The following is a 20909-nucleotide window of genomic DNA, read 5'->3' on the forward strand; positions in this document are numbered from 1 at the left end:
ACAAATTGAGTCTATATTGTTTTGCCCATATTGCAGAATGCATTCCGCAATGCAATACGAATTCACATTATCAGGTGACAGAAGAATGCCATGACCCATCGCCTCCATGCCCGTGCCGTGACGCTACGTTATGACGAGCGAACGATATCGCGCGGTCTGACAATCGCCTTACCCGATGGCGCCTTCACTGTGATCGTTGGACCCAACGCGTGCGGTAAATCCACCCTTTTGAGAGCAATGGCCCGCCTCCTGAAGCCATCGACCGGCGACGTGATATTGGACGGAAGAGACATCGCCGATTTTCCAACACGCGAGATCGCACGCCGGCTTGGTCTGCTGCCGCAGAGCGCAATTGCACCTTCAGGCATCACAGTCGCCGACCTGGTGGCGCGGGGGCGCTACCCGCATCAATCGTTCTTCCGGCAATGGTCGAAGGCGGACGAGGCGGCGGTGGCCGCGGCCATTCAAGCCACCCGCATCACCGAGCTTTCTGACCGATCGGTCGACGAACTCTCCGGCGGTCAGCGACAACGCGTCTGGATCGCCATGGTCCTGGCGCAGGAGACACCGATCCTGCTTCTCGACGAGCCGACGACTTTTCTCGATATCGCCCATCAGATCGAGTTGCTGGATTTGCTCACAGATCTCAATGCCGCTGGGCGGACAGTCGTCGCCGTACTGCATGACCTCAACCACGCCTGCCGATACGCCACCCATCTTGTCGCCATGCGCGATGGCATGATTTTCGCCGAGGGCCGTCCTTCCGAGGTGGTGACGGAGAATCTGGTCGAGGCCGTTTTCGGACTTCAATGCACCGTGATCGATGATCCCGTGTCGCATACGCCGCTCATCGTCCCGCTTGGACGCCATCGTGCGACACATCGGCGGAACTCGGCACAATGAAGGGCAGGCAGCTTCATATCGGGCTTTGCCTTACGGAAACGTGGCTGCAGGGGCGTGAGCCCAATGATGCCGAGCGCTCCGAGCAGCAGCGAGACCCGACCGGCTTCTACATCCGGCTGGCGCAAGCGGCAGAACGAGCTAAGCTCGACTTCGTCTTCAAGCCAGATGTCCTGGCCATGCGACGGGGCAAATCTGGCACCGCACCGTCGTTTGTCGGTTTGGATCTGACGGTCCTGCTGGCCGCCATCGCCACGGCCACGCATCGCATAGGGCTTGTCACAACCGCCTCGACGACCTTCAATCCGCCCTATGTCGTCGCCCGGCAGATTCAGACGTTGCACTGGGTCAGCAACGGGCGTGCGGCCTGGAACATCGTCACCTCGATCGAGGGAGCGGAGAACTTCGGCGATGCGCCGATGCCGCCGGCGCCGGAGCGCTATCGCAAGGCCGCGGAATTCACCGATCTCGTGCGCAGCTTGTGGCAGAGCTATCCACATGCGGCACTGGACAATAAGGCGCAACCGGCGGCGCTCAACCACCGCGGTGAATTCTTCAGCGTCAAGGGACCGCTCAACGTACCGGGTCATGCCAGCGGCCCACCGCCTTTGTTCCAAGCCGGTGCGTCGGAGATCGGGCGGGACTTCGCAGCCTCAGTGGCGGACGCGACCTTCGCCTCCACCCCCGACATGGGCGCCGCGCTCGACCTGCGGAACGATCTACGCATCCGCGCCCAGAAACATGGACGGACTGATGCGCCAAGGGTCCTTCCCGGCCTCTACTTTTTCCTGGCAAAGACGCGGGAGGAAGCCGTGGCGATGCACCGGCGCGCCCATGCGCATTTGACGAAAGAGCAGCGCCTCGACGCCGTGAAGACCATTCTCGGCCTGGATCTTTCTCACTTGAAGCCGAATGCCCGGGTGACTGCCGATCTGCTACAGTTCGACGACCGAACGGTGCGTAGCCGCACCCACGCCGATCTGCTGCGCCGACACATCCAAAACAACGAGCCTCTGCTTGAGGACCTTCTGGCGCGGCCGGAAGTCGTCGGCTCCGCCCATTGGGTGTCCGTGGGCACGGTAGAGGATGTCGCGGCCGACATCGTGAAATGGTTCGAAGCCGGCGCGATCGACGGGTTCATCGCGCTGCCGGGCGGTTCACTCGAATCGCTGCGCCTGTTCCTGGAAGAACTCGTGCCGCTGCTCGTGCGGCAAGGTCTCTTTCGCCAAGACTACGACGGAGAGACGTTGCGGGCACATCTGCGTCTTGGGTCACAGGCATAAACCGATGCGGGGTCAGGCCCCGCCCGAATCTCGCGTCGCCTGTTTTCCCGCGTCGATCAATGCTGCGGCGTGTCCCTCGCTCTCTGCCGTCTCGACGAAGGATACGGTGGTGACCACACAACAGATTTCGCCGTAGACATCGAAAACAGGCGCGGCTTTGCCAGTGAGCGCGGAGAAAAGCCGCTCGTTCAGTTCGGCGCCACCGGCGCGGCGAATGTCCTCCAGCATGCCAGGTGCGGGCGGGCGACCGCGAAAGGCATCCGGCTGCAACCGGCGCACCGCCTCGATCCGCTCCGCCGGCAGATAGGCCTGGAACACAAGCCCGCACGCCGTGTTATCCAGCGGCAGGACATCGCCCAGTGTCACAGTGCTGATGGCAAAGCGGGCACTGCGATACCATTGCACGATTGTCGGGCCGCGATCCGTCCAGATCGCAACGCCGCAGCTGGCGGCAAAGCGCGACGCCATCACCTTCATGTGCCGCGCTGCGACGGCGACCGGATCAATCCGTTTGAGCGCACTGATGCCGATACTAAGCGCGGCGGGACCGAGATCGTAACAGCCCGTCACCTGATCCTGTGCGACGAGCCCCTCGCGTACCAGACTTTGCATATAGCGATGGGCGGTCGACCGCCCGGTCCCTGCACGACGGGCCAATTCGACCAGTGGGAGTTCGCCATCCGATATCGCGAGGATGTTCAGGAAACGCGACGCGATGGAGACGGACTGAATGACACCGGCACGCTTTTCCCCTGCGACATCCGACAGTTCGTCTGAATTCTCTTCGAACTCGGTCAACTACATCCTCCCATCGATTTCTCCGGCGCTGATGCGACGCCAATAGCACACTGTTGCAGATATGACACGGGCTGCATCTCACGACAATCTGCTCATTATGTGGAAAGCATTCCCTATTGCGGAATGCTTTCGGCCTCGCTACGCCAACATGAGTTTAATACTCATGTTTAGGGGTTGATATGAGCACTCATCTTTCTCGCAAGCTCGCAGCCGGCGTCAGCGTCGCGGCATTGTCGTTGCTCCCGGCAATGGCGCCCGCGCAGGACAAAGCGACGAACGGCGCGACGGTTCTGGAGGCCATCACTGTGACGGGCGAGAAGGTCTCTCGGGACATGAAGAGCACAGCCTCTTCGGTATCGATCAAGACGAGCCGAGAGATCGACCGGGAGAAGACGGGCAACGCGACCGTCTCGGAAGTGATCGCCGATGTGCCGAACGTCGTTTATTCCGATACCGTCAGCGCGCCGGTCATCCGCGGGCAGGACAGCCAGGGTCCGCTGACCGGACAGGGCTCTTTCTGGGGCGGCACGGTGCCGCGCGCCACCATCAATCTCGACGGCCACTACCTGAACTACAACGAGTTCTACTTCGGTGCGACATCGGTGTGGGATCTCGACAGCATCGAGGTGTTCCGCGGTCCGCAGACCACGTCGCAGGGCGCCAACGCCATTGCCGGCGCCATCATCGTCAACACGAAGGATCCGACATTCACGCCCGAGGCGGCCTATCAGGCCGAAATCGGCAACTACAACAGCAAGCGAGCGTCCATCGCCCTATCCGGCCCCATCGTCGAAGACCAACTGGCCGCTCGTTTGGCCATCGATTATTCCGGACGCGACACCTTCATCGATTATGTCAATGCCGGTTTCAGGCACGAAGGGACGGATCAGGATTTCAGCGCCCTGAACGCACGTCTAAAGCTGCTGTGGGAGCCAACCGACATTCCTGGCCTGACGGCAAAGCTAACCTATTCGCATACCAGCAGCAACAGGCCGTCGCAGGAGGCGGCGTCACGCCCGTTCGATGCGCTCGAGCATGTCACCAACACGATGCCAAGCTGGAAGCAGCACACCAATACTGGGATCCTCGACATCGGGTATGACTTCGAGAGTGGCATCAAGCTATTCAACCAGACGCAATACTCGTCTTCAAACGTTCAGCGAGCCACAGGCATCGTCAACGGCGGAAACGCCGATATCGATCAAGCCAACGTGTCGAACGAGACACGCGTCATGTTCGGAGACGAGACCGATACGGTGAGTGGTGTTGCCGGCCTCTATTACGCGCGCACGCACACCGACGAGGCGCTCTACCTCTCTGGACTGTCGTCGTTCGATGACACCAAGCGCAATCTCGGTCTCTTCGGTGAGATGAGCTACCGATTTGCCGAACGATGGACGCTCACGACGGGACTGCGTTATCAGAACGATCGCATCGAACGCGCCGGCTCCTCGGTCTTCGCGCCGACGCCGGTCGATTTCGACACGACTTTCTCGGCGCTCCTGCCAAAAGCATCGCTTGCCTATGCGGTCACCGACGACTGGACCGTCGGCGCGCTCGTCAGCCGCGGCTACAATCCCGGCGGCGTCTCCCTCAATCTGAATGCCGGGCGCTGGCAGCCCTTCGAGGAAGAGTCCATCTGGAACTATGAGCTCTTTACCCGCGCAACCCTTCTCGATGATCGTCTGACGGTGAACGGCAACCTGTTCTACATGGACTTCAAGAACGCACAGTACACCATCCCCGTCGTCATCTCGCCGGGTGTTACGCAATCCTACACGATCAACGCCGAGGAGGCGCACGCTTACGGCCTGGAGATCGGTGCGGACTATCAACTGCTCGATAACCTGACCCTCAAGGGAAGCGCCGGCATCCTGCGCACGAAAATCGACCGGATCGCCAGTAACGTCGCCTATGAGGGCAACGAGTTCGCAAAGTCGCCGGGCTATATGGTCACCTTGGGCGTGAGCTGGGACGTGACAGAAAAGTTCAACCTGTCGGGCCAGGTGCGCCATCTCGATGGCTATTATTCCGACACGGCCAATACCGCAGCCTACGCCATTGAGCCCTACACGATCGCCGATATCAGAGCGAGCTACAAACTGCATGACAACATGGAGGCCTACGGCTACGTGAAGAACGTCTTCGACGAGCGCGCACCGACCTATATGCAGCAGAACCGCGGCATCGGTGGCATCGAAGCCAGCATGACTGCCCCACGCATGTTCGGCATCGGCGTCAAGGGCACGTTCTGATCAATAGCCGGAACAATTTCCGACGTAACACCGTGTAACGGTCGACGGATGTCGACCCGGCTCAGAATGCGCTTGTGATGTTGAGCGAATGGCGACGGCGAACTAGGTTCGCCGTCGCTCCTCCAGCTTGCCACTAGTATTTGTCCCTTCCTGCGAGTCGTAAGAAGCCCAACGCAGCTGTCGCTGAGGTTATTCGGGCGTGATGGACCATCCTGATACGGACTAAGGGGATGGGCCTGCGTGCAGAAGATCAAGGCCTTCTTCGCCCTTCTATTGATGCGTCGGAAGGACGTTTCCTATATCAGCTTTCCTGCCGCCAGATTTCGCATCAACTGCGAAGCGCCAAACGTCAAGGGTGAGCATTCCGTCGATAGTTTGACCATGTTTACGAGCGCGGCGCGCGTCTGTGCGACGAGATCGAGAGGGTCGCGACTGATCTCCTTCATCGAACTCTTGCCGTGCAGCACGAAGCCGTCCTTGCCCTCGACGCGCAGGTCCAACTCGGCATTGCACGTCGTCGATCGTATAGTTCTCATCGAACAGACGGACAAAGGGACCGATGGCGCGGGACGCGTTGTTGTCCTTGGCCTTGCCGAGCAACAGGGCCCGAGCGCCCTTGACCCGGCCTTCGCTGTCGACCGCCAGCACGATCTCCGGTTCGGGGTTGTTCCATTTCGAAACCGGGTGCAGCCCCACGGCGGCCCCTGTGCCCACGGAAGACATGATCTGCGCCTTGGTGAACACTTCGGCATCCGGTCCGATCCCGACCTCCAGATATTGCGGACACAGACCTTCCTCGATAAGCAGGGATTTCACCCGCTGGGCATTTTGCGAACCGGCCTTGAGGTCGCGAAGGCTGGCGCGTGGGCCGTAATGCATTCTTCCCTTAACCGGCACGAGCGTTGTCCCATGCACGATAGCAGAAGTGCGTTCCGATCGTTCGCAGGGAGATTCTATCAACCACTGGCCACATTAAGAACTTGAAGGGATTCGAACTTGAAACCATCCCTTTAACTTGCTTGCGATGTCCGGGATTTGAGACAACAGCCAGTATCTCGCAGGCGAGTTCATCAAAGCATTATCTCAGTAGCTGACCCGTCCGGCGAGCGGGCACTCCACTTATGTTATGGCTTCAAGGGCGTTCTGCAAGTGCCTCAAGCTCACCCGAGCGACCTCGCCGGGGTCGGCACCGCGGCGACCGAAACCGGTTTCGACTGTAACATTGCCGGTGTAGTTTGCCGTCACGAGTGCCTCCATGCGAGGCAGCCAGTCCGTCGTGCCCTCGCCGATAGCCTTTCGCTGCGTGTCGGCCATGTGGATGTTGACGAGGTCAGCGCCCATCTCGGCAACGTAGTCCGCGAAGCTTCCGCCTTCGAAATCCATGTGGAACGTGTCGAACATCAGCTTCACGTTCGATGTGCCGACTGCCTCCATCATCCGGCGCGCATCGGCCGGCGTGTCAATGAGGTTTGTATCGGACGTGGTCGGCTCGATGGCAATGATAATGCCCCTGTCCTGCGCGTGGACGGCGATCTGGCGCAGGCATTCGGTGCTGTAGTCCCAGCCGGCTTCCAACGACATGCCCTGCGCTCGCCAGCCGCCGATGTAGAGAACCATGCCGGCGCCGAGATCGGAAGCGAGATCGATGATGTCGATGTAATGCGATACCGTCGCCTGACGCTCCGCCCGCGACGACGAGCAGGGATTGCAGCCGAAGCCGCCGCCGATGGCAGGAAGGAGCGCTGAGATTTCCAGCCCCTCACCACCGGCGAGCGCGCGGATTTCCTGCCGGCGGTCCTTTGCCAGGTGCTGCGGCCAGGCATGGGGGGCGCAGCAACCGATTTCGACGGCATCATAGCCGGCCTCGGCGATGGAGCGGATCGTCTCGTCCAGCGTGTAGGTGGGCAGGAAGGTCGGGAAGCTGCTGTAGGGAAAGGTGTTGAAGGCGAATTTCATGGCATCGATGTCCTTCGGCTTTCTTGCCGCGCCGCACGCGACGGAGGATTCGAGAGATCAGGCCGCGATCGGCGCCGCCATGGCCCCGGTCATGATCGCCACCGCATCGGACATGGAATAGTCCTTCGGCGAGATGACCGCCGCGCGTCGGCCGAGACGATGGATATGGATGCGATCAGCGACCTCGAAGACATGCGGCATATTGTGGCTGATGAGGACGATCGGCACGCCTCGGGCCCGCACCTTGAGGATGAGATCGAGCACCTTGCGCGATTCCTTCACGCCGAGTGCCGCCGTCGGCTCGTCCATGATAATGACCTTGCTGCCGAAGGCGGCGGCGCGCGCGACGGCGACACCCTGCCGCTGGCCGCCCGACAGCGTCTCCACCGGCTGCTGGATATTCTGGATCGTCAGGAGGCCGAGTTCAGCGAGCTTCGCGCGGGCGATGTCGTTCATCGCCTGCCGGTCGAGCTGATGGAACAGCTTGCCGAAGAGGTTCGGACTGTAGATTTCCCGGCCGAGAAACATATTGTCGCTGATCGACAGGGCGGGTGAAAGCGCCAGCGTCTGGTAGACGGTCTCGATGCCGGCCTTGCGCGCCTCGATGGGCGATGAGAACGAGATCGGCACGCCATCCAGGCGGATTTCGCCGCTATCGGGGCGGATGGCGCCCGACAGCGCCTTGATTAGGCTCGATTTGCCCGCGCCGTTGTCGCCGATAACGGCGAGGATTTCGCCCGGCATCAGGTCGAATTCGCCATTGTCGATCGCAACCACGCGGCCATAGCGTTTCATCAGGCCGCGGGCACTGAGAACGGGGGTGACTTCGGTGTTCATGCGGAAACCTTTCTAATCCACTGGTCGACGGCGACGGCGAGGATGATCAGCCAGCCGATGGCGAAGAGCTGCCAGAGAACGTCGACGCCGGCGATGCGCAGGCCCGACTGGAAGACGCCGACGATGAGCGCGCCGACCAGCGGCCCGAGAATGGAGCCGCGCCCGCCAAACAGCGAGATGCCCCCGATCACGACGGCGGTGATCGACTGGAGATTACCTTCGAAGAAGCTGGTGGGCGACACCGCGCCGACGCGACCGATGGCCGACCAGCCGGCGAGCGCGCAGATGAAACCGGCCACCGCATAGACCGAGATGAGCACGCGGTCGGTGCGGATGCCGGCGAGTTCCGCCGCCTCCTTGTCGTCGCCGACGGCATAGATGTGCCGGCCCCAGGCGGTGCGGGTCAGCGCATACCAGAGCACGAGGAAGACGGCGACGAACAGGAGCGAGCCGTAGCTGATCTTCGTTCCAAAGACCGACAGACTCTCGCCGAAGATCTTCAGGATGGGCGCGGTCTGGTCGATTTCGCTGCCCCGGATCGACTGCGCGCCCGAGAGATAGAGATTAAGCGCATAGAAGACGTTCCAAGTGCCGAGCGTGGCGATGAACGGCGGCAACTTCACGCGGGTGACGAGGAAACCGTTCATCAGGCCGATGCCGGTGCCGACGAGAAACGAGGTAAGGAGCGACGGAATGGGCGGCCAGCCGAGCTTGACCGCCAGATTGCCTGCCACGACCGAACTCAGCACCATTATGGCGGCCACCGAGAGATCGATACCGGCCGTGAGGATGACCAGGCTCTGGGCGACGGCGAGAATGCCGATGATCGAGACCTGCTGGACGATCAGCGACATGTTGTAGGGCGTGAAGAATTTGCTGCCGGCGAAGAGACCGAAACCGATCAGCGATACCGCCAGCACGATGAGCGGCACGAAAGTGGGGTAGCTGTGCAGGAAACGCTGAAGCTTCTGCACCGGGCCGATCGCGTCGGTATCAAATTGCGCAAAGCCGCGCGCGGGCTCTGCCGCTGCATCGACGCTTTCCGTCTTGTCGGCCAGCGCGTTGAGATTGTTCGTCATGGATTATATCCCTATGTGAGCCGGGAATGGGGCGGGCGGGTGACCGCCCACCCCGCAGCTTGCCCCGGGAGTGGCAGGCGAAATGTCGTCAGTGACGTGCGGGCGCTAGCGCCGCATTAGCCCCAGCACTTCTTCAGGCCCTCATCGGCGGTGATCGACGGAAGGCCGTCGACGGGCTGGTCGGTGATCAGCTCGACGCCGGTGTTGAAGAAGTCAAGGCCGGGCGTCGGCTCCGGCTTCTTGCCGCTGTCGGCAAAGGCCTTGATAGCCTCAATGCCCATGGAGGCCATCAGCAGCGGGAACTGCATGGAGGTGGCACCGATCACGCCTTCCTTGATGTTCTGGACACCCGGGCAACCGCCGTCGACGGAGACCATCGTCACGTCCTTCTCGCGACCCGCGGCCTTGATCGCTTCATAGGCGCCGGCAGCCGTCGGCTCGTTGATCGTGTAGACGAGGTTGATCTCGGGATCGATCTGCAGCAGGCTTTCCATGCCCGTGCGACCGCCCTCTTCGTTGGCGTTGGTCACGGCATTGCCGATGATGCGCGGGTCATCCTCATCGCCGATATCGGTGGGGTTCTTGATGTCGATGCCGAAGCCGGACAGGAAGCCCTGGTTGCGCATGTAGTCGACGGTGATTTCCTGGGCGTTGAGGTTCAGAAGCGCGATCTTGGCATCCTTGGCGGCGTCACCAAGCTTGCCGGCTGCCCATTTGCCAACGAATTCGCCCGCCTTGAAATTGTCCGTCGCGAAGGTTGCGTCAGCCGCGCTTGCCGGATCGAGCGGCGTGTCGAGCGCGATGGTGAGCAGGCCGGCCTCGCGCGCCTTCGTAATGATCGGCACGAGCGCGCTGGAATCGTTCGGCGTCAGAAGAATGCCCTTCGCGCCGCTGGCGATGCAGGATTCGATGGCGGCGATCTGCGTGTCGGCATCGCCGTCCTGCTTGCCGGCAAAGGTCAGAAGCTCGATACCGAGTTCGGCGGCCTTGGCGCTGGCGCCTTCCTTCATCTTGACGAAGAAGGGGTTGATCTCGGTCTTCGTGACCAGGCAGGCGGTGATCTTTTCCTGGGCCTGGACCGGCGCGACGAAGGCGGCGGACGCCAGAAGAACGCCAAAGGCGGCGCGAGCAAAAGTGGAATGCATTTTATCCTCCCATGAAGCAGGGACTCCCCTGCGAATGTTGCGCGGACAGGCGCTCTCCCTAGCGCCCCGCCGGCAAGGACTGCCCCTTCGACCGGCGACGGGAATGCAAACATCGATGGCCAATCTTGTCAATATTTAATGCGGTATGATTTATTAAACACCTGCTTTGAATGCAAAGACATGCGGCCGGGCGACCACTGCTGAAATCTAGATAATGTATTAACATATTGATTTAACATCAATATTTTCGTTATACGCCATGAAACATATGCTGAAATTTTGCAAGGAGCAGCGCAAGCGATACGCAATATAAAGACTTCCGCATGATTTATTATTGACGATGCGGTTGTTGCCCCTCATATTTCGCTCACATCGGAGGAGCGACGCACATCCAGTTGGTGTGCAAGGCAAAGCGATATAAATTCGCGTCGGCGCAATGCGCATGAGAGGTGCAGTGAAGATGTTGAGCACGGACAAGGCGGCCGGCGATGCCGGTGAGCGGCTGGATACCAGCCGGGGCACGAACCAGACCGGCGTGAAGCTCTATAACGAGCGGCTCGTGCTTTCGCTCGTGCGCACGCACGGTCCGCTGTCGAAGGGCGAGATTTCGCGCATGACCGGGCTTTCCGCGCAGGCCAGCTCCGTCATCATGAAACAGCTCGAGATGGACGGCCTTCTGGTGCGCGGCGAGCCGCAGCGCGGCAAGGTGGGCCAGCCCTCCATTCCGATGGCTCTCAATCCGGAAGGTGCCTTCTCCGTCGGCTTCAAGATCGGCCGGCGCTCCGCCGATCTCGTGCTGATGGATATGGTCGGCACGCCGCGCCAGATGATCCGCACGACCTTCGCCTATCCGACGCCGGCGCTGCTGAAGCAGTTCTTCCAGACGAGCCTCGAGACGATCACTGACAACATGACGCGCATCCAGTTCAGCAGGGTGCGTGGCGTAGGCATCGCCGCGCCGTCGGAAATGTGGAGCTGGGAAGAGGAGGTCGGCGCGCCGCATGACGTGGTCGATGCCTGGCGCAGCTTCGATCTCAAGGCCGAGGTCGCGCAGCTCTGCGATTGGCCGGTCCATTTCTACAACGACGCCACGGCGGCCTGCGCAGCCGAGCTCGCCTTCGGCGAAGGCGGCAAGTATCCGGATTTCCTCTACGTCTTCTTCGCCACCCTGGTCGGCGGCGGCGTGGTGCTCGACGGCAGCCTCTATCCCGGCCGCCGCGGTTATGCCGGCGCGATCGGGTCGGCGCCGGTTTCCACGACCGAGGCCGGCAAGCCGCCGAAACGGTTGATCCAGTGCGCCTCCATCTACCTTCTCGAGCGGATGATCCGCGACAGCGGCGGCGATCCGAGCCTCATCTGGCACAACAACCAGGACTGGAGCGCGCTCGGCGATGTCGTGGACCGCTGGGTGGAGCAGGCAACCGACAGCCTCGCGCTGGCGATCGGCAGCGCCATCTCCGTTATCGACTTCCACAATGTGGTGATCGACGGCGGCTTTCCGCCGGACGTGCGGGCGAATGTGGTGGCGCGCACGCGCCAGAAGCTCGCCGCCATGGACGTGCAGGGCGTGGCGCCGGTGGAGATCGTGGAAGGGAAAATCGGCAGTGATGCCCGCGTGCTGGGAGCGGCAAGCCTGCCGCTGCTGGCCGAATATGCGCGGCACCGGGACCTGCTTTTCAATTGACCGCACGGCGCGGGAGCGCCTTGCGGGCAGGAACATCGACAGACAACGAACGGGGCTCCCGTTTTACGGGTGCCGGGAGGATTTGCGTGCTTATCGGGATCGACTGGGGTGGAACAAAGATCGAAGGCGTGGCGATGGAGCCGGACGGGCGCGAGCTCCTGCGCCTGCGCCAGGACACGCCGCGTCATGATTATTTCGGCTGCATCCGCATGATCAAGGAGATGATCGAGGGGCTGGAAACACAGACGGGCCGCAGTGGCTCGGTCGGCATCGGCATTCCCGGCTCGCTCGAGCCCGTCAGCCGTCTCGGCAAGGGGGCTAGTTCCACTTGGCTGCTCGGCCAGCCGGTGGAGAAAGATCTCAACGACATCATCAAGCGCGAGCTGCGCATCGAAAACGATGCTGACTGCTTTGCTGCCTCGGAAGCAGTCGATGGCGCGGGGGCGGGCCACAACGTCGTCTTTGCCGTCATCCTCGGCTCGGGCGCGGGGGCGGGCATCGCGATCGGTGGAAAGGCGCATCACGGTCCCAACAACAGCGGCGGCGAATGGGGCCACAATCCCCTGCCTTTTCCCGATGTCACCGAGATTTCCGGCCGCCCGTGCTATTGCGGCCGCCATGGCTGCATGGAGACCTGGGTGTCCGGCCGCGCCTTCGAGGCGGAATACACCCGCCACACCGGCGAGAAATTGAAGGCTCGCGCTATCATCGAAAAGAAGCGGGCCGGCGACCGGCTTTGCGGCCTGCTCTGGGACCGTTATGTCGATCGCGTGGCGCGCGGCCTAGCGACGGTCGTCAACACGCTCGATCCGGACGTGCTGATCATGGGCGGCGGCATGTCGAATGTCGACGAGCTCTATGACGACCTGCCGCCGGCGCTTGCCAGACGAACGTTCTCGACGGTGTTCCACACGCCCATCAAGCGGGCGGTACACGGTGATTCCAGCGGCGTGCGCGGCGCGGCCTGGCTCTGGCGCGATTGAAAGGAAAATTCCGATGGCCAATTCCACGCTCGCCGAGCGCTACGCCTTCGCACTGACGCTGATCCGCGATGCCGGCGACCTCGCCCATGGCTATTTCCGCCAGCGCGACAGTCTGACGATCAAGAGCAAGGGTGCCCAGGACATGGCCAGCGAGGCCGACCTGAACACCGAGCTTCTCATCAAGGAACGGCTGGCGACCGGTTTTCCCGAGGATGCCTTCTTCGGCGAGGAAACCGGCATCTCCACCTATGCGCCAGGTCAGGGTATCTGGGTCGTCGATCCGATCGACGGTACGCAGCCGTTCATTTCAGGCCTGTCCAGCTGGTGCGTGTCGATCGCCTTCGTGCAGGACAACGAACTGAAGTTCGGCATGGTCTATGCGCCGGCGCGCGACGAGCTGTTTGCCGGCGGCGTCGATTTCGCGGCCACGCTGAACGGCAGGCCCGTCGAGCGCCATCCCGGCCGCTCGGTACGCGAAGGCATCTGCGGCGTGGGCTATTCGCCGCGCGTCAAACCGGATGAATTCCTGCCGATGTTCGGCCGTCTGCTCCATGCCGGCGGCATGTTCTACCGCGAGGGCTCCGGCGCGCTAACCCTGTGCTACGTCGCAAGTGGCCGGCTTCTCGGCTATATCGAGCCGCATATCAATTCCTACGATTGCCTGGGCGCCATTGCAGTCATTCGCGCCGCCGGCCTGAAAACCAACGACTTTCTTGCCGATGACGGGCTGAACAAGGGCAATCGTGTCATCGCCGGCAACGACGCCGTCTACGCCGCGCTTCTCGAAATCTATGGCGGTTGACCGATGAGGGAGACCGCATTCCGTGCCGGGCGCACCTACGATGCCTTCCTGTTCGACATGGACGGCACGCTTCTCGATTCGACCGCGGTGGTGGAACGCGTTTGGGGGCGTTGGTGCACGCGTCACGGCTTCGACCCCGCCGTGTTCATACCGACGATCCACGGTGTGCGGGCGATCGATGTCATCACGCCGCTTGCACTGCCGGGTGTCGATCCGCTCCGGGAAGCGCTTGCGATACAGGACGAGGAACTGGAGGATGTCGCTGGCATAAGGCCGGTGCCCGGCGCGATAGAGTTCCTGAACGCCCTGCCGCGCGCGCGCTGGGCGATCGTCACCTCCGCACCGATCGAGCTTGCGCGCAAGCGCATGGCTGCGGCCGGCATTCCGTTTCCGGATGTCATGATCAGCGGCGAAGATGTGGCGGACGGCAAGCCGAACCCGGCCTGCTACCTGCTCGGTGCGAAACGGCTCGGGTTCGACCCGGCGCAATGCCTCGTCTTCGAGGACGCCACCGCCGGCATGCTGGCTGCCGAAGGTGCGGGTGCCGACGTGATGGTCATCACCGCCACGCATCACACCAGGATGATGACATCCCATATGTCAGTGCCCGACTATCGTACGCTCCGGGTTTCCAGACTCCCGACTGGGCAATTACTTCTGTCGAGTACCCTGGAAGACGTAGCAAGCCATTCGCTTTAAGCTCTTGAGCGGAAGCGAACCAACGACCGGCGTGAATAGCTCCGAGTTTCGTAGATCCCCTCGGGTTAGATTTTCTGCTGCCTCTCGAACTCGACGGGCGACAGCATTCCGTTTCTGACGTGCTTGCGTTTCGGGTTGTAGAACATCTCGATGTAGTCGAACACATCCTGGCGCGCTTCATCGCGTGAACGGTAGACCCTGCGACGTATCCTCTCCCGCTTCAGAAGATTGAAGAAGCTCTCGGCGACCGCATTGTCATGGCAGTTGCCGCGTCGGCTCGGTGTTTATAGGTGCCTGAACGCGTCGGGGTCCGCAGCAGCCGCTTGCGCCGACGCAGCCCCTTTTCTCGTGGCTGTTTGAGAAGAGGTGGCACTGTGCCGAAGTTCTTTTTCCACATCAGGACTGCGTTCAACTTCCAACCTGACGAGGATGGGTGGGAGTTCGGATCGAGCGCGCTCGCGCGTTTGGGGGCAATCGCGGCCATACGGGAAGCTCTGTCCCCGGCCATGTCGCGCGGCCACACGATTGATGGCCGATGGTTCGAAATAGCCGATGAGGCTGGAGCGACCGTCGAGGTTGTCTCGTTCAACGAAGCAATCCGCTCAGCATAAATGAAGCGCTGGGCGCGGCGTCAAGCGCCCCTTAGAAGGGATGCCCCTCGGCGCCGAACTGCGCGCACCTCGCGACGTAGGATTTTCCGCGCAATCTGCCCGCCTAACCGTCCACCCATACGATCGTTCCCCATTGAAGACGTTGGTACCGAGCCGACCTTACTGGCATCGATCACAGATGGCCTTATTTGTTTCCTTGCTAATGCCTCAATAAGCGCGCATGGTTGATATTCCAGTAGCCATCATCACGGGCGCTACTGTTTGAGGGCTTGCTACCCTAGCCCCAACGACAGGAGGACAACATGTCTTCCGATACGAGACCTACTGTTTCATCCGCCGATATGAAAATGATCCGCTCACTGCTTTTTCGTGCAGGGTACAGCGCGGGGTCCCCCATAGAGGGAGAGTTTCGTGCTGATACGGCGACCGCTATGCTTATCGAGAAAGTGCGTGACGGCGAAACTTCCCCAGCGGTTCTTGAGCGTTTTCTTGGCAACAGCTATGGCCGCCCCGAGCCGGAGACAGAGTTGTTTAAATCGGGTCTCCCGCAGTTCGCCATTCAAGGCCTGCCTACTCGCGCCGCCTATCGGATTAGGCAAGCAGAGACCAAGTGATCCAAGCGGTGAGAGCCGGGCTGGTTTCGGTAAACCCCCACGGCTTCAAATGACCTTATTTGTTTCTTGTAAACGCTTCGATAGGCGCACAGGATAATTTCTTCGGCAGCCGACGTTTTGGGCGCTGCCATGTGAGGGTTTACTACCCTGAACCCAACCGAAAGGAGGACAACATGTCTTCCGTCATCAATCCTCGTCAAAACGGACATCTCGTCGCGACCGCGACGTCGCATCTCGTCGTAACGGCGAGCATACTCATGATCCTCTACGTCCTTGCGGCGGGATGGCTTTGGTAGACCTCCGGCTGACGAACCGAAGGACAGCAGCCAGATCCCGAAGCGCGATCTATCGAGCACTCCCGACCGCCGCCAATGACGGTCCGGTCCATACCAATGAAACCGCGGATGAGTGCGCCATGAGAACGACAGAGACCGAAATCACCTTCACCCGGCCTTTCCGGATTGAATCTCTCGTCGAGTTGCAGGACGCCGGCACCTACAAGCTTATCGTCGATGAAGAACTCATCGCTGGCTTGAGCTTCCCCGCATATAAGCGGGTTGCCACACACATTGAGATACCATCGCTTTCGGCGCCGACAGTGATGAGGCAACGCCTTCAGGTCTCCTATGATGAAATTTACCGGGCTCTTGCGCTGGATGCCAGGCAGGCTTCGCCTCCTAGTCTCGATCCGTTTGCCTGATTCACCGTCATCCCACTGAAAGGATCGAACCATGTCTTCCATAATCCACAACGTAGACTTTAGCCGAGCGAGCAATCGCATTCTCAATCAGATGCTCCAAAGGGCCGGCTACGTCACAGAACGAATGAAGCCCCTCATCGGCCCACTGGCAGAGCAATCCCGGGCGGTGCTCCAACGTTTCATGGAAGGAATTCTTGACCGACACGAAAACCACACCCCGTCGGGTCCGATTGCAGGAGCGGTATACGGCCGGCCCTAATACGCCGATCGTCGTGCGGCCTGCCGCACCGGCTGAGGGAGTACCTGACGATGTGCGAAAGCGTCACGGTGGCGATCGTCGCTGTCCAGCTTCTAGCCGCTGCAAGATCTCACAGATCACCTTGATATCCCCTGATTGCGCCGAGACGAGCGATTGCAAATCCTTGATCGCCGCTGATGTGGTCGCCGTGGTCTGCTCGGCCGCGGCAATGCGATAGGTTAGGTTATCGATTTTACGGACCTCCCCCTCAATTGAGCGGAAGCGCTCTTCGTTCCTGCCCTCTGTGATCTTCACCTCAGCCAGGCGCTCCTTGTGATACTGCTCATGGCCCATCCGCCAACGCTGAAGCTCTTCGATGTCACGCGTCGTGTTGGTCCATGCATAGATGCCCGTCGCCAGCAAAGTCGCGAGGCTGACGAGCTGCAGGAGCGTGTTCAGGTTCCATTCGAGCTTTGGCGCTCTGGTTATGCCCATCGTCTTATCCTCCATCACTGCCCCGCTTCACCGTGGCGCCGGCACTCGCCTGCGCTCCACACGCCGCCGGCGCAAAGGCCAACAACGGTGCGATCGATCTTTCGCTGATCCGCCGGGGTCGCGCCGCGCGCGCCGACGAGGTCAGTCCCCACGACGCGGCGCAGGCCCGTCGCATCGGCCAGCGCCGAAGTTCCACAGCCCGCCGCCATCAAGGCACCGGTCATAAGCGCCGCGAGCATCGTCAGCCGCGTTGCGTGCGTCAACCATGCCCTGAACCGCCGAAAGGTCGGCCTTCTCGCCGTTGACCCGATTGACCTCGGTCAGGGCTGATGCGCCTTCGGACCTTGCCCATGCCATGCGGCCGGCACGTTCTACTCGGTAGTCAGAGTTTGCGCGAAGGCGGCGTTGCTGCGCGGCTAGCATGGCTTGGCTCCTATCGCCGATCGTGAGAAGCCGGACCTAAGCCCGGCTCTCGTTTCGGGTGCCGTCTTCGCGCGTCTTTCGTTGACCGATATGACGCGATATAGCATCGTCACATGACCCGATATTACAAAGCATGGCTGTTCATGATCTGGACCGTCACTCTTATTCTCACGTCACCGGATTGGACCGCTGGCGTAGCCAGGCTGTTTGGAATGAGCAGTTCAGCTGTTGGCACCGCGGTCTTTGCCGCACACGCCCTCTTCTTTGTGTTCGTGCTTGCTAGCCCGAAATGCGGTTTGTCGCTGTTCAAGAGCGACAGCGGACTATTCCTTTACGTCTACCATCCTTGGCCCAACAAGCGATGCTCACGCTGCGGGCAGGACCATTCGTCTTTGAATAGATAAACAACGCTACCAGATGAAGGGCGAGGCGAAGTGCCGGCATCACATCAAACACTCCGGCTCTGCGGCATTGTGACGGATGGCCGATCCGAATGACTGTCGGCTAAACCGTATGGGTCGACTGGTCTGAAGACTTCAAATGACCTTATTTGATTTCTTGTGAACGCTTCGATATGGGCGCAGGATGATTCCTTCGGCAGCCAATGTTCCGGGCGCTGCCATGTGAGGGTTTTCTACCCTGGCCCCAAACGAGAGGAGGACGATATGTCTTCCCGAGTTCTGTCAAATCGAAACGTTTTCCCAATCACGATCTCTCATGTCGTGCTCTCGGCAAGCATTCTCACAGTCATGTTCGTTCTCACGGAGGGGTGGCTATGGTAGTCCTCCGGCCCACCGGCGTGAGGAAGACTTCGATCCCCCCGAGGACAGTCCTTCAGCAGATCCTCCGGGATGCGAACTATGAAAGCGAAATCCTGGTTGGGGGTATCGGCCCCCAGCACGAGGAAGCGCGAAACGTGATCCGGCTCATCAAGGCCGCGACAATCGGCGCCGACAAATACCCGCTTTCCCTAAACTCGATAGAACGGAACCGGCGCGCCGGGGTCGATAATTGGGAGAATGAGGGCGGCTCAGTGGAAGAATAAGCGCGGTGTCCACCCGCCTGCCAGCCGCAGTCATCCTTGCCGTTCAGTCGGCGTCATAGGGAGCTGTTGCCTTGGTCAGAGTTGGTACGCGGGGCTTACCCCGCTTCAGATACGCCGCTTAATCGTTCCGTAACCGGGTAGGATATTCGCAATGGTAGAGAGAACAACAGAATCCGAAATCGCGTTCATGCATCCGTTTACACTGAATGCTCTCGTGGGGCCACAGCCCGCGGGAACCTATCGTCTTGTTGTCGACGAAGAGCTGATTGAAGGGTTGAGCTTCACCGCCTACAAGCGCGTCGCCACCCACCTTGAGATCCCGGCGATATCGATAGCGACGGGGAAGCGCCAGTTCCTGCAAGTCACACAGAGCGACATCGACCATGCTCTCGAACTTGATTCGAGAACGTAATTGCTGACGGACAGAATCCGTTTGTCGGAGCAAGCACGCCGACCTGTGAAGCAGGATTTCGGCGAGTTCAATTCACCGGGTAGCAGAATAGGTGTACGACGCCTGATCATCAGCTCCCACTTGGCACGCTGAGACAGAGAGTCATACCGCGCTCCCGCCGCAAGGAGTGCAAACTATGCCAAGATATTTCTTTCACGTATTGGATGGGCGCGCAGCGATGGACGTTGACGGCCTTTTCCTCGCCAATGAAACCGAAGCTCGAGCCGAAGCGCTTCGCGGCGCCGGTGAAATGCTGACGGATGAGAATATGAACCTGTGGCTGGGTAACGAATGGCTGATGGCCGTCACAGATGAGGCAGGGTACGTTTTGTTGAAACTGAAATTCTCAGCGGAATCTCTGAACCAGCCCCAGGCTACGTTCTCTTAATACGGGCTGGCGCTACAGATCTCCACCTTCAGAGTAATCGACGTAGATAAAGCCGACAGGCTTTGCGCCTCATCTTGAGCGCGTCGAGGTCGTGATCGAACCGGAAGAGCTTCCAGAATATGCAGGTAAGACCAAAATCCTGATTGGAGAAGACGTCTCCGAGCGGCTGGATGTCGTTGCAGCGAAGTTCCGTGTCATCGTCACCCACCGGCCGAAGTATGCCTTTAGGAACGACGATAGTGTCGTCCAGGCGGCGGCTCCGGCACACATCATCGAAGGTGGCATTCCGACGGAAGCACTTCTGGCCCAGGTCGCTGTTTCCAAATATGCCGACAGGCTGCCACTTTATCGCCAGGAAGCCATCTACGCACGCGACAAGGTCGAACTCGGCCGCAAGCTGATGGCTCAATGGATGGGCAAGCTGGGGTTCGAGCTCAATATCCTCGCCGACTATATCCTCGATGAGATCAAGAAGGCCGAACGGATCTTTGCCGACGAAACGACCGCCCACACTTGCTCCTGGTTCCGGATCAGCGAAGACGGCATGGCTATGGGCGTATGCCAGGGATGACCGGACTTTTGGGGGCAGCGGTCCACCGATGGTAGCCTATCGCTTCGAGGACAGTCGAGCCACCGAGTGTGTCGCACGACACCTGAGCGGCTATCGTGGAATCCTGCAGGTCGATGGATATGCTGCCTATAACAAGCTCGTCCGGAAAGATGGAGGCAATGACAGCGCCATCCTGGCCGGCTGTTGGTCCCACAGCCGGAGAAAATTCTACGAGTTGCATGTCGCAAAGAGCTCGAAAGTCGCTACAGACACCGTCGAGCGTATGGCGAGGTTATGGGAGATCGAGGAGCGTGTGCGCGGCCAAAGCTCTGAAGCTCGTGTCGCTGCACGCCAGGAGATCTCCGCAGCGATCGTCCGTGACCTCTTCACTCTCTGGCAGGCGACCCTGCCGCGGGTCTCTGGAAAATCCAAACTCGCCGAAGCTCTGCGGTATGCCATCTCGCGTCGAAACATCTTCGAGCGCTTCCTGACCGACGGCCGCATCGAACTCGACTCCAACATAACCCAATTGGCGGACCGTCGCCTTAACCCGCTTGCCGAGCTTGATATAAAGTTCGACCGCGCGAACTCTGTCTGCATGGGAATACATGAACTACCTCCTGGTGGTCCAAGTTTTCGTCCGCATCCCCCCGGGTCAGTTCTTCGCGGAAATCAACACCCTATACCTATCAGTTCACAATGTTCACGAACGCCCCATCGCATGCGTGGAGTGCTCCCCATTTCACCGGACAGATCGGCTAGTTTGATTTAGCCCTGATGAACTGCCGAGGGGAAGCCATCTTGAGTGCGGAATGGGGATGGATTTCGTTGTAGTCTTCGATCCATCCGTCGATGAGCCGGAGCGCCGTTTCGGCGTCTGGCAGAGCTGATATGCGCACGTAATCCCGTTTCAGGGTTTTGACGAATGCCTCTGACATTCCGTTCGACTGGGGACTGGCGACCGGCGTGAAGC

At 60.4% G+C, this 20909-nt stretch carries 21 protein-coding genes and 3 pseudogenes; 14 read left to right on the top strand and 10 right to left on the bottom strand.

The window, feature by feature from the left end:
- Window positions 1–90 precede the first annotated feature (90 nt).
- Window positions 91–903, top strand: a complete 813-nt coding sequence (locus B5M41_RS24125; RefSeq protein WP_134651473.1) for an ABC transporter ATP-binding protein — start codon at window positions 91–93, stop codon at window positions 901–903.
- A complete protein-coding gene (locus B5M41_RS24130; protein ID WP_134651475.1) occupies window positions 900–2183 on the top strand; it encodes an NtaA/DmoA family FMN-dependent monooxygenase in 1284 nt (427 codons plus the stop codon). The genes B5M41_RS24125 and B5M41_RS24130 overlap by 4 nt, the downstream gene beginning before the upstream one ends.
- Window positions 2184–2195: 12 nt before the next feature.
- Here B5M41_RS24130 and B5M41_RS24135 read toward each other — a convergent pair whose 3' ends face one another.
- Window positions 2196–2981, bottom strand: a complete 786-nt coding sequence (locus B5M41_RS24135; protein ID WP_134651477.1) for an IclR family transcriptional regulator — start codon at window positions 2979–2981, stop codon at window positions 2196–2198.
- 179 nt (window positions 2982–3160) lie between these two features.
- On the opposite strand from B5M41_RS24135, the gene B5M41_RS24140 reads away from it, so the two are divergent.
- Window positions 3161–5236, top strand: a complete 2076-nt coding sequence (locus tag B5M41_RS24140) for a TonB-dependent receptor (protein ID WP_134651480.1) — start codon at window positions 3161–3163, stop codon at window positions 5234–5236.
- Window positions 5237–5532: 296 nt separating this feature from the next.
- On the opposite strand, the pseudogene B5M41_RS24145 reads toward B5M41_RS24140, so the two are convergent.
- From B5M41_RS24145 to B5M41_RS24165, 5 genes and pseudogenes are all read right to left on the bottom strand, one after another.
- Window positions 5533–6208, bottom strand: a pseudogene (locus tag B5M41_RS24145) (fumarylacetoacetate hydrolase family protein); the annotation flags it as partial.
- Window positions 6209–6355: 147 nt separating this feature from the next.
- The gene (locus B5M41_RS24150) at window positions 6356–7192 is read right to left on the bottom strand and encodes a sugar phosphate isomerase/epimerase family protein (protein WP_134651482.1); all 837 of its coding nucleotides are present in this window, start codon (window positions 7190–7192) and stop codon (window positions 6356–6358) included.
- A gap of 57 nt (window positions 7193–7249) precedes the next feature.
- Window positions 7250–8029, bottom strand: a complete 780-nt coding sequence (locus tag B5M41_RS24155) for an ATP-binding cassette domain-containing protein (protein ID WP_134651484.1) — start codon at window positions 8027–8029, stop codon at window positions 7250–7252.
- Window positions 8026–9108, bottom strand: coding sequence for an ABC transporter permease (locus tag B5M41_RS24160; protein WP_134651486.1), 1083 nt, complete (start codon window positions 9106–9108; stop codon window positions 8026–8028). The genes B5M41_RS24155 and B5M41_RS24160 overlap by 4 nt, the downstream gene beginning before the upstream one ends.
- 116 nt (window positions 9109–9224) lie before the next feature.
- Window positions 9225–10253: a sugar ABC transporter substrate-binding protein gene (locus B5M41_RS24165; protein ID WP_134651488.1), complete on the bottom strand. Its 1029-nt coding sequence runs from the start codon at window positions 10251–10253 to the stop codon at window positions 9225–9227.
- 460 nt (window positions 10254–10713) lie between these two features.
- On the opposite strand from B5M41_RS24165, the gene B5M41_RS24170 reads away from it, so the two are divergent.
- The 4 genes from B5M41_RS24170 to B5M41_RS24185 all read left to right on the top strand — a co-directional run bounded on the left by B5M41_RS24170 (window position 10714) and on the right by B5M41_RS24185 (window position 14421).
- The gene (locus B5M41_RS24170; RefSeq protein WP_134651532.1) at window positions 10714–11937 is read left to right on the top strand and encodes an ROK family transcriptional regulator; all 1224 of its coding nucleotides are present in this window, start codon (window positions 10714–10716) and stop codon (window positions 11935–11937) included.
- 86 nt (window positions 11938–12023) lie between these two features.
- Window positions 12024–12920, top strand: a complete 897-nt coding sequence (locus B5M41_RS24175) for an ROK family protein (RefSeq protein WP_134651497.1) — start codon at window positions 12024–12026, stop codon at window positions 12918–12920.
- Between the two features lie 13 nt (window positions 12921–12933).
- Window positions 12934–13722, top strand: a complete 789-nt coding sequence (locus B5M41_RS24180) for an inositol monophosphatase family protein (RefSeq protein WP_134651499.1) — start codon at window positions 12934–12936, stop codon at window positions 13720–13722.
- A gap of 3 nt (window positions 13723–13725) precedes the next feature.
- Entirely contained in the window at window positions 13726–14421 is a 696-nt protein-coding gene (locus B5M41_RS24185) for an HAD family hydrolase (RefSeq protein ID WP_134651501.1), read from the top strand.
- A 65-nt stretch (window positions 14422–14486) separates the two neighbouring features.
- Here B5M41_RS24185 and B5M41_RS24190 read toward each other — a convergent pair.
- Window positions 14487–14699 (bottom strand): annotated as a pseudogene (locus B5M41_RS24190) (IS3 family transposase); the annotation flags it as partial.
- Between the two features lie 96 nt (window positions 14700–14795).
- Here B5M41_RS24190 and B5M41_RS27185 point away from each other — a divergent pair.
- The 4 genes from B5M41_RS27185 to B5M41_RS24200 all read left to right on the top strand — a co-directional run bounded on the left by B5M41_RS27185 (window position 14796) and on the right by B5M41_RS24200 (window position 16346).
- The gene (locus B5M41_RS27185; RefSeq protein ID WP_413713316.1) at window positions 14796–15032 is read left to right on the top strand and encodes a DUF6894 family protein; all 237 of its coding nucleotides are present in this window, start codon (window positions 14796–14798) and stop codon (window positions 15030–15032) included.
- 302 nt (window positions 15033–15334) lie between these two features.
- Window positions 15335–15646, top strand: a complete 312-nt coding sequence (locus tag B5M41_RS24195) for a hypothetical protein (RefSeq protein ID WP_134651503.1) — start codon at window positions 15335–15337, stop codon at window positions 15644–15646.
- Between the two features lie 173 nt (window positions 15647–15819).
- Window positions 15820–15942, top strand: a complete 123-nt coding sequence (locus B5M41_RS26930) for a hypothetical protein (protein WP_268998418.1) — start codon at window positions 15820–15822, stop codon at window positions 15940–15942.
- A 119-nt stretch (window positions 15943–16061) separates the two neighbouring features.
- A complete protein-coding gene (locus tag B5M41_RS24200; RefSeq protein ID WP_134651505.1) occupies window positions 16062–16346 on the top strand; it encodes a hypothetical protein in 285 nt (94 codons plus the stop codon).
- 322 nt (window positions 16347–16668) lie between these two features.
- Here B5M41_RS24200 and B5M41_RS24205 read toward each other — a convergent pair whose 3' ends face one another.
- Window positions 16669–17079 carry a hypothetical protein gene (locus tag B5M41_RS24205; RefSeq protein ID WP_230640328.1) on the bottom strand — a complete coding sequence of 137 codons (411 nt, stop codon included), beginning with the start codon at window positions 17077–17079 and terminating at the stop codon, window positions 16669–16671.
- A 14-nt stretch (window positions 17080–17093) separates the two neighbouring features.
- Window positions 17094–17318 (bottom strand): hypothetical protein, encoded by a 225-nt coding sequence (locus B5M41_RS24210; protein WP_134651512.1) that lies wholly within the window; start codon window positions 17316–17318, stop codon window positions 17094–17096.
- Between the two features lie 1380 nt (window positions 17319–18698).
- On the opposite strand from B5M41_RS24210, the gene B5M41_RS24215 reads away from it, so the two are divergent.
- The 3 genes and pseudogenes from B5M41_RS24215 to tnpC all read left to right on the top strand — a co-directional run.
- Window positions 18699–18959 carry a hypothetical protein gene (locus B5M41_RS24215; RefSeq protein ID WP_134651516.1) on the top strand — a complete coding sequence of 87 codons (261 nt, stop codon included), beginning with the start codon at window positions 18699–18701 and terminating at the stop codon, window positions 18957–18959.
- Window positions 18960–19134: 175 nt separating this feature from the next.
- A complete protein-coding gene (locus tag B5M41_RS24220) occupies window positions 19135–19386 on the top strand; it encodes a DUF6894 family protein (protein ID WP_134651518.1) in 252 nt (83 codons plus the stop codon).
- Window positions 19387–19444: 58 nt separating this feature from the next.
- Window positions 19445–20477 (top strand): annotated as a pseudogene (tnpC, locus tag B5M41_RS24225) (IS66 family transposase); the annotation flags it as partial.
- 217 nt (window positions 20478–20694) lie between these two features.
- Here the strand turns inward: tnpC and B5M41_RS24230 are convergent.
- Window positions 20695–20909, bottom strand: a 215-nt coding sequence (locus B5M41_RS24230) for an integrase core domain-containing protein (RefSeq protein WP_230640030.1), incomplete at its 5' end; no start/stop codon positions are given.

The sequence above is a fragment of the Shinella sumterensis genome (genome assembly GCF_004514425.2).
Taxonomy (GTDB): domain Bacteria; phylum Pseudomonadota; class Alphaproteobacteria; order Rhizobiales; family Rhizobiaceae; genus Shinella; species Shinella sumterensis.

Coding starts and splice junctions, on each gene's coding strand:
- B5M41_RS24200 (WP_134651505.1), top strand. CDS start 16,062: ATGAGAACGACAGAGACCGAAATCACCTTCACCCGGCCTTTCCGGATT.
- B5M41_RS24205 (WP_230640328.1), bottom strand. CDS start 17,079: ATGGGCATAACCAGAGCGCCAAAGCTCGAATGGAACCTGAACACGCTC.
- B5M41_RS24170 (WP_134651532.1), top strand. CDS start 10,714: ATGTTGAGCACGGACAAGGCGGCCGGCGATGCCGGTGAGCGGCTGGAT.
- B5M41_RS24130 (WP_134651475.1), top strand. CDS start 900: ATGAAGGGCAGGCAGCTTCATATCGGGCTTTGCCTTACGGAAACGTGG.
- B5M41_RS24165 (WP_134651488.1), bottom strand. CDS start 10,253: ATGCATTCCACTTTTGCTCGCGCCGCCTTTGGCGTTCTTCTGGCGTCC.
- B5M41_RS26930 (WP_268998418.1), top strand. CDS start 15,820: ATGTCTTCCGTCATCAATCCTCGTCAAAACGGACATCTCGTCGCGACC.
- B5M41_RS24160 (WP_134651486.1), bottom strand. CDS start 9,108: ATGACGAACAATCTCAACGCGCTGGCCGACAAGACGGAAAGCGTCGAT.
- B5M41_RS24185 (WP_134651501.1), top strand. CDS start 13,726: ATGAGGGAGACCGCATTCCGTGCCGGGCGCACCTACGATGCCTTCCTG.
- B5M41_RS24140 (WP_134651480.1), top strand. CDS start 3,161: ATGAGCACTCATCTTTCTCGCAAGCTCGCAGCCGGCGTCAGCGTCGCG.
- B5M41_RS24210 (WP_134651512.1), bottom strand. CDS start 17,318: ATGCTCGCGGCGCTTATGACCGGTGCCTTGATGGCGGCGGGCTGTGGA.
- B5M41_RS24125 (WP_134651473.1), top strand. CDS start 91: ATGACCCATCGCCTCCATGCCCGTGCCGTGACGCTACGTTATGACGAG.
- B5M41_RS24195 (WP_134651503.1), top strand. CDS start 15,335: ATGTCTTCCGATACGAGACCTACTGTTTCATCCGCCGATATGAAAATG.
- B5M41_RS24220 (WP_134651518.1), top strand. CDS start 19,135: ATGCCAAGATATTTCTTTCACGTATTGGATGGGCGCGCAGCGATGGAC.
- B5M41_RS24150 (WP_134651482.1), bottom strand. CDS start 7,192: ATGAAATTCGCCTTCAACACCTTTCCCTACAGCAGCTTCCCGACCTTC.
- B5M41_RS24180 (WP_134651499.1), top strand. CDS start 12,934: ATGGCCAATTCCACGCTCGCCGAGCGCTACGCCTTCGCACTGACGCTG.
- B5M41_RS24155 (WP_134651484.1), bottom strand. CDS start 8,029: ATGAACACCGAAGTCACCCCCGTTCTCAGTGCCCGCGGCCTGATGAAA.
- B5M41_RS24215 (WP_134651516.1), top strand. CDS start 18,699: ATGGTAGAGAGAACAACAGAATCCGAAATCGCGTTCATGCATCCGTTT.